Origin of the sequence: Variovorax sp. JS1663, assembly GCF_002157355.1 — a bacterium.
Classification (GTDB): Bacteria; Pseudomonadota; Gammaproteobacteria; order Burkholderiales; family Burkholderiaceae_C; genus Variovorax.
Map to the genome: position 1 here is coordinate 1 of NZ_LYMK01000100.1, position 4,705 is coordinate 4,705.

Genomic DNA, 4,705 nt, shown 5'->3' on the forward strand with positions numbered 1-4,705 from the left:
GTGGCGGGGAGGTGGTGGCGGCGCCGGCGGTGCCGCGCCGGAGTCCGCCACGCAGATCTTCGCGGCCGACGGCGCTGGATCGCTGCCGAAGAAGGCGGCCGTGCAGGCGCCCGCGCCGTTCACGACCTTGTCGACCCAGCGCCGGTCGGCGCCGTAGCTCACCAGGGTCGCGCTCGTCGTGGTGAAGCTGCCGCCCTGGCTGGCCACGGTGCGGTCGGTCGTCGCAGGCGCGCTGCCGGGCGTCACGCCGGAGGCCTTGGTCGCCAGCACGCGGCAGGCCTTGGTGACGGTCGGTGAGGGATTGCCGCCGAAGAAATCGCTCTTGCAGCTCACGCTGCCGGTGACCGTCTTCGGGATCCAGTTGCCGCCCGTACCGAACTCGACCACGGTGGAGGCGGGCAGGGTGAAGGACTGGCCCTGGTTGGCGACCTGGGTCATGCTGCCACCCAGCTTCAGGATCTTGCCGACCGAGGGCACGCCGGCGTTGTCGATCACGAACAGCAGGTAGTAGCCGATGGGCAGGATGTTCGGGCTCTCGTTGAGCGTGATGTCCACGTTCGCGCTGCCGCTGGCCTGGGTGAAGGGCAACTGCAGGAAGCGCTGTCCGAAGTCGGTGGAGTGCGTCACGGAGCCGGTGCGCACCAGCGTGACGCGCTGGATCGGCCGCGACGAGGCGACGGTGACGCGGAAGTTGGTGCCCAGCGTGAGCTGCGAGGGCGTCGTGTTGATCAGCGGGCGGGTTCTTCGCGCGCCGGTGCTGTCGAACAGGTAGGGCGGCGAGTAGATCTCGGCGTTGAGGTTGACCACCGGCCCCGGCGAGCCGCCGCCGCCCGAAAGCACGGTGCCGTCCGGCAGCAGCATCGCGCTGGAGTGGTAGAGGCGGGCCTTCTGTGCGTCATTGCCGGTGGTCCACAGGCCGGTCGCGGGGTTCCAGATCATCGCGCTGAAGGCGGTGTTGACCAGCTCGTTGTAGACCGACGAGCCGCCGGTCAGCAGCACCTTGCCGTCGGGCAGCACGGTGAGCGTGCTCCAGATGCGGTTGGCGCCGGGGCCGGCCACCGAGGTCACGATGGGCACGCTGCCGTTGAAGTCCACCACCATCGCGCCGCCGTCTTCCGCGATCAGCAGGATCTTGCCTCGGTCGAACATGGCCCAGGGCATGGACCAGTTCAGCACCTTGGGCAGCGTGCCGATCTGCGTGATGAAGGGCGTCTCGGTGTTCATGCTGAACAGCCGGTTGTTGCTGGCCACCAGCACGCGGCCGTTCGGCGCGAGCACCGCGCGCGGGTAGAACCAGTCGCCCGGCCAGTCGGGCTGGGCCGAGAGGGTCAGCCAGCCCAGGGTGGGTCGGTAGATCTCGGGCACGCCGGCGCCGGCGCCGGTGCCGTCGATGCCGGCCAGCGCCAGCATGCGGCCGTCGGCCAGCGGGACCAGCGATCCGTACCAGCGCGCGTACTGCATCGGCGGACCGGGCGAGATGGTGGCGGCAGCCGGGTCGTAGAGGTTGACGTCGCGTACGCCGTTGTTGATCACGGTCGGCGTCACCCCGCGCGTGTCGCCACCGGCCAGCAGCACCTGGCCCGAGGCCGGCAGGACCGCCTGCGCGCTGCAGAAGAGGTCGGTGCGGGTGGTGTGCTGCAGCAGGCTGTGGGCGTTGGTGGCCGGCGTCCAGACGTCGTAGTAGAGCTGCGCTCCCTGCGCGCCGGCCGGGTCGGTGCCGTAGCTCATCACCTTGCCGTCCGGCGTCAGCACCGTGTGAATGGGGTTGATCGGCCAATTGATCGGCGCGGCCCATTGGCCGCCGACGTTGGGCGCCACCGCTGCTGCTGCCGCCGCGGCAGCGGCCGTCGCGGCCCCGGGCTGCTGGCCGGGGGCGCCGTCGCCCCGGTCGATGGGCGCGACGCGGTCCCGCTCCAGCTCGCGCTGACGGGCGAGGTCTTCCAGGGTGCGGACGGCCTTGCTGATCGGCGTGGGCTTGGCGGGCGGCTCTGAACTCGCCTGGGCGGCCGGCGTGGATTCCGGTTTTCCGGCGCTGCCGGCGGGTGCAGCGGCAAGGCCTGCGCCATCGCCGCCGCCACCGCCGCATGCGGTGATGACCAGCGGTGCCCACAAGGCGATCCACTTGAAGCCCGAGGCGGGGGGATCCGGTGCGGTGCTTGGCATACCCCACTCCCGTGATGAGAACGGAAGAGTTATATGTTCTCCATTCCCCGCCGACTTCCACCAATGTGGGTAGGCCTAAAGACCTAAGTAAAGACTAGCATCCGGCGCCTAGCCGCGTCTTGCAGCGAGCGCGTTCAGGCCGGCACGAACACCCCATGCAGGCCCAGCGGCAAGGCGCGCGGCAGCACGGCCTGCGCCACCGGGCCGGCGGCCAGCTGGTCGGCCGCGAAGCAGGACAGCACGGTCTTCCGCTGTGCGAGGTCGAGCACGGTGCCCAGGATCCAGCCCGGGCCGCGGCCGTCCGGCACCAGCACGTGCTCCTCCACCATCGCCTGCGCGCCGTACACGAAGCGCTGCGAGCGGCCGGTCTCCACGTCGGTGTACGCGACGGCGGCGAAGCCCGGCCGTTCCTTCGTCACCTGGGTGGCATGCACCACGCGGCGGTGGCGCAGGCCGGTGCGGCGCGGATCGATGCGCGGGAACTCGGCATCCAGCGGCAGCAGCTCCTGCGTGGCCCGGCCCGTGCCCAGGTCCAGCGTGGCCACGGTCAGGTGCGGCTCGGGGCTGCGCACGCGGCGCCCGCGCATGAGTTCGCGGTTGGTGGTGAAGACGGCATCCGCGCTGTCCGAGCGCACGTAGTCGACGTGGATGCGCGCGCCGCCCTGCGGCCCCGGTTCCTCCCAGGCATTGCCCACGTGGAAGAGGAAGCCCGTCGGCAGCGTGAGCATCCGGCGGCGGTTCCAGTCCTTCTTGTCCACCACGAGCGCGCGCATGCCGAGTTCGGGCTTCCACGCATGGGCATCGAGAAAGGAGCTGCCGGCCGGCTTGCCCTTGCCGTCGTAGACCAGCGGCGGCATCAGGAAGACCAGGTGCCGCTCGGTCAGCGCGAAGTCGTGGACCATGGGCAGGTCGGCCACCGGCAGCACCGCGGCGCGGCGCAATGCGCCCTCGGGCGCGATCTCGTACAGCGCCAGCAGGCCCTGGCTGGCGCCGACGCCGAAGTTCCACACGGTGCCGTCCGGATCGACCTTGGGATGGGCCGAGAAGGGCATGCCCGCCAGGTCGGCGCGCCAGGTCTTCGGGCCCAGCGTGTCCAGCGTGCGCGCGTCGATGCGGGTGGCCGATCCGCCTTCCCACAGCGCGAGCACCTCGCCCGCGAGCGGCAGCACGCTGGTGTTGGCGACGTTGATGGCATCGGCCGAGGTCGGCGGCTCCACGCCCGGCGGCACGGTGCCGAAGGCCTCGGTCAGCCGGCGGCCGGCGCGCTGCTCGGCCACGCGCTTGGCGGTCTGCACGTAGCGGCCCTGGTGGCGCACCCGCGTGCCTTCGATGGCGAAGCGCTGCACCATGCCGTCGCCGTCGAACCAGTGGTGATAGCGCTCGCCGCCCAGGTCGTGGCCGGCCGGACCGATGCGGTAGAGGGTGCCGGCCACCGCGTCGGGGAAGCGGCCGCGCACCGTGGCCGCGGCCTCGGGCAGGTCGGCCGGCGGTGTTTCGAAGCCGAGCTTCCAGGGAGCCTCGGAGGCTTCGAATTCGGCCTGCCAGCCCGAGGGCTCGCCGGAGTGGACCAGCGAGGCCAGCCAGGGTGTCGCGCCGGCGCCGGCCAGCAGGCGAAGCAGTTCGCGTCTTTGCATGGCGGCTCCTTCAGCGCAGGTGGATGACGGTCTGCAGGTCGGCATCGACCCGGATGGCGGCGGCATCGAAGCCCGGCGCGCCGCGGTTGCCCTTGGCATCGTTGGAGAAGCCATAGCGCTCCGTAGGCAGGCCCATCAGGTTGGTGTCCAGCTTGCCGTTGCCGTTCTCGTCGGCGAATACGCGCAGTGCGTAGCGGCCAGGCGCCAGGCCAGGGAAGGCGAGGCGGGCGGTGCCGGCCTTCATCTGCACGGTCTGCGCGGCCAGCATCTTGTTGGCGTCGTAGCTCTCGGCGCTGTCGAAGAGCGCCACGTAGAGCGTGGCGGGCGCGCCCGGGCCGTCGACCACGCTGAGCTGGAGGTCGGCGGCGAATGCGCCGAGCGGCGCGAGCAGGGCAGTGGCGAACAGGGTGCGCAGGCCGGTGCGGCGCGCGGGGAGGGCGGAAGTCGGCATGTCGGGCCTCTGGTGTTGAGCTGGGAGGCCTGCACGATCGCGCAGGCGCCGGCTTGTGCCCAGCGCGATGCGACGAAATGCGGGATGCCCGTGCCGAAACGCGGCGGGCGGGTGTGAAGCGGGCCGCTGAAGAACCGGCCTTCCAGGTGAGCGCCTGGAACTTGGGTTTGCTCGCGCCCACGCGGAAGCCGGGGGATGCGGGTGCGGGAGGCTGAAGCTTCAGCTGGGCTGGGCACTGTGCATTGCTGCGACACAAAACGAGATTTGGCCTGAGCCAAACGCCCCCAGAATCGCGCCTCGCAACGGGAGCGAGGCAGCGATAACGCTGAAGCCATAAGCTTGGTCTCCCTTGCACAGCAGGGAACCAAGAAAATGAATAAGCGATTGCATCGCGTGGTGTTCAACGCCGCGCGATGCAATCGCTTATTCATTTTCTTGGTTCCCTGCTGTGCAAGGG

Annotated in this window: 3 protein-coding genes; all 3 read right to left on the minus strand. The window is 70.6% G+C overall.

The genetic code is table 11. The annotated features are described in order from the left end of the window. A partial coding sequence (locus tag A8M77_RS34650) for a galactose oxidase-like domain-containing protein (protein ID WP_086926000.1) occupies positions 1-2,163 on the minus strand: 2,163 nt, incomplete at its 3' end. 134 nt (positions 2,164-2,297) lie between these two features. After that, positions 2,298-3,797: a carotenoid oxygenase family protein gene (locus A8M77_RS34655; RefSeq protein ID WP_086926001.1), complete on the minus strand. Its 1,500-nt coding sequence runs from the start codon at positions 3,795-3,797 to the stop codon at positions 2,298-2,300. 10 nt (positions 3,798-3,807) lie between these two features. Continuing rightward, complete coding sequence (locus A8M77_RS34660) at positions 3,808-4,248, minus strand: DUF2141 domain-containing protein (protein WP_086926002.1); 441 nt, start codon at positions 4,246-4,248, stop codon at positions 3,808-3,810. Positions 4,249-4,705: the final 457 nt, after the last annotated feature.

Coding starts and splice junctions, on each gene's coding strand:
- A8M77_RS34660 (WP_086926002.1), bottom strand. CDS start 4,248: ATGCCGACTTCCGCCCTCCCCGCGCGCCGCACCGGCCTGCGCACCCTG.
- A8M77_RS34655 (WP_086926001.1), bottom strand. CDS start 3,797: ATGCAAAGACGCGAACTGCTTCGCCTGCTGGCCGGCGCCGGCGCGACA.